Source organism: Candidatus Omnitrophota bacterium (genome assembly GCA_028716245.1).
In the GTDB taxonomy this organism is placed as follows: Bacteria; Omnitrophota; Gorgyraeia; order Gygaellales; family Profunditerraquicolaceae; genus UBA6249.
The window spans coordinates 1-2964 of sequence record JAQUQW010000010.1; the positions used below are offsets into that span (position 1 = coordinate 1).

Here is a 2964-nt window from a genome sequence, read left to right on the forward strand (position 1 = left end):
GCTATCGGTTGGTGCCAACAACTACCGCCGTATCTCGGTCAAGCTGGAAGCGAACGTGATTGCCTTCAGCGAGAAAACCTGCTTGCGTTACAGCTTGCGGTGTTTGAACTCTTGTCGGTGCCGTGGCTCAACAAGCCAAGTTGCGTCATACACGCTTCGAACAAAATCCACCAGATGGCTTTGGCAAAAACCGTCAAGCTTGCGATACCGAGGACGATTGTATCAAACGATCCTTCTGCTGTTCGTGCGTTTGTGCATGAGCAGACTACAGTCGCTAAAAACTTAGCAACTCCATGGGTTGTCTCGCCAACGGAAACGCGAGCGGCATACACGCGTATTGTCGACCCGTCGTGGCTCTCAAATAGTGAGGCTATCTCATTCGCCCCGGTAATCTACCAAAAATACCACGAGCGTAAGCGAGACATCCGCGTTGTAGTGGTAGGCGACTCCGTATTTGCGGCATCGTGCTTTCCGAATCCGCACCAGCGCGAAGATGTCCGTAAGGAAACTGGTACGGGAGAATCGTATGGAGCGTGTGACTTTGATGCCGATACGCTGCAAAAACTTCGTACGCTCATGCGAGCGCTCAACCTCGATTACTGCGCAGCTGACTTCATGGAGGATACGGACGGAAACTTGTTATTTCTTGAAATCAATACATGCGGCGCTTGGTGGTGGCTTGATCGTCTCTACGACGGCGCAATCTGCCGCACTCTGGCAGATATGCTAGAACTCCGGGCGGTCGGTACAGCATAATGCCGGCCGCCTTTTCTTTTCATTTCATTCAGTGTATAGGTAAAATACAATTATGACAAGAAAAATTCCCAACAATTTAATATTAAAATCAAAATTGAGCAAGTTGTTCAAAATTACGAATACACAGTACATTTTTGCTGCGCATAACGCGCCACACCGAACAATTATCGTCTCAAATCGTTTTGGAAACTACCAGCTTTATGCGGTTGATTTTAAGAGCGGCTATAAAAAACAAATTACTCATAAAAAGGGCGGAGCGCTTTTTGGTTCAATTTCGCCAGATGGCCAATATGTTTATATTCTCAATGAACAGGATGGAAACGAGTATGGACATTTTATACGTATTCCGTTTGATGGAGGGAAAAGAGTTAATCTTACGCCTAATCTCAGCCACTATTTTTCTTATTCATTATCTTCCAATCAAGAAAATAGCACTCTTTGTTTTTCCGCTTCCATTGACGATGCAAATGCCGTTTTTGTAGTTAAAGACAAAGGCGGCTCCTTTAATACTCGCAAAGTATATTCTTCAAAAAATTCATTATCTGAACCAATTTGTTCACCTGATGGTCAATTTATTTGTGTAGCTGAATCAGAAGAAAAAAAGGACAAGAATGCTCTTATACTTCTGTCAAGCAGTAAAGATAGGCGGATGCTTCGGTCGCGTTCTTTTGAAGAAATAATTCCTCTAACGTTTTCTCAAACAAGACAGCGGCCGATTGTTCTGGCTCTTGCTAGAATGAACGATTGGCTCCGACCGATTGTATATGATTTTGAACGTAAAAGCATTTTTAAGATTCAACATAAAGAATTCCGCGGCGATGTGTGGGCGCTTGCTTGGGATGAAGACAGAAATGAAATGATTGTTTGCGATGTGTATCAAGCGAAACAAAAGTTGTATCTATATAATATTTGCACAAAGAAACTGCAGCGGATTGGCCCGAGGAATGGAAGCTTCAATTTTCATTTTGATTCGATAGTTCGCCTCTCGGACAATTCGCTGATCGTTCGGTGGAGCGACTTCAATAATTCTCCGCGCCTTATCAAGATTCGCGCGCCACGTTATGATGTCTTAGAAAAATTACCGGAGTGGTCAGGAAATTTTATATCGCGGCACCAAATAAAGAATGCTTGGGTTCGTTCTTCGGACGGGGCGCGAGTACAGACTTGGATTGTGCGACCGCGCGGCGCGAACGAACGTTTACCGTTTGTTATTGACGTACACGGAGGACCTCACGGAGTCGCCGGCGATGAATTTTCTCCAGAAACACAAGCATGGCTTGAGAACGGATTCGGTTATTGCGCTGTCAATTATCGAGGCTCAATCGGATTCGGAAAAACTTTTGAACGAAAAATATATGGCAACCCCGGTCACTGGGAAGTTGAAGATGTTGCGGCCGTACGAAATTGGCTTGTCAGGAATAATTACGCAGATACAAATAACGTCATTCTCAACGGGTGGTCTTGGGGAGGATACGTTACTCTCCTCGCTCTTGGAAAATATCCAAACTTATGGCGTTGTGGCATTGCCGGAGCCGCGATAGTAGACTGCGTTAGGCAGTACGAGGATGAACCAGCTTACTTCAAATCGCAAGATAGAAAAAGGTTTAAGGGTACACCTAAAACCTCCTTAACACGCTATATTCGCAGTTCCCCGATTTCGTATGTTGATCATATACAGTCGCCAATTCTCTTATTACATGGTAAAAACGATGTCCGTTGTCCGCCACGCCAGATTCGGCATTTCATAAATAAGTTAAAAAAAATTAACAAAAATGTCTCCGTTGTCTGGTTTTCTTCCGGACACATAGGAGATTTTACGAACACATCCCTTCGCACAAAACTTATGAACAAGATATTGCATTTTGCCACTGTTTGTAAAAAAATGCCCCTCAAGAAATAGATTGTGTCTTGAGGGGCTTGTGGTGGAGCTAGTGCTCCTGGTTGTGCTTGACCGGACTCATGAGCCGCGCGTTTCGATGCGACCACGTCTGTGTAATTGGATCATAGTAACCGAGCTCCGACGCCGGCGTCTCAGGAACCGGCTCGAAAAGCCGATCGAGAAGCGATAGGTGCTTTACATCCATCTTTTTCACCTCCTTTCTGTTTTGAAGGTACTATTTTAAGAAACGTTGGATCACGGGTTTTTCCTGAAAATAAAATAACATAAGTTTTATTTGGACGCAAGAGGAGGAAAACGGCGAAAAATTT

At 44.4% G+C, this 2964-nt stretch carries 2 protein-coding genes; both read left to right on the top strand.

Annotation, left to right across the window (positions count from 1 at the left end):
• On the top strand, positions 1-756 hold a 756-nt coding region (locus PHG87_07695), incomplete at its 5' end, for a hypothetical protein (GenBank protein ID MDD5478057.1).
• 52 nt (positions 757-808) lie between these two features.
• Positions 809-2656 carry a prolyl oligopeptidase family serine peptidase gene (locus PHG87_07700; protein MDD5478058.1) on the top strand — a complete coding sequence of 616 codons (1848 nt, stop codon included), beginning with the start codon at positions 809-811 and terminating at the stop codon, positions 2654-2656.
• Positions 2657-2964: the final 308 nt, after the last annotated feature.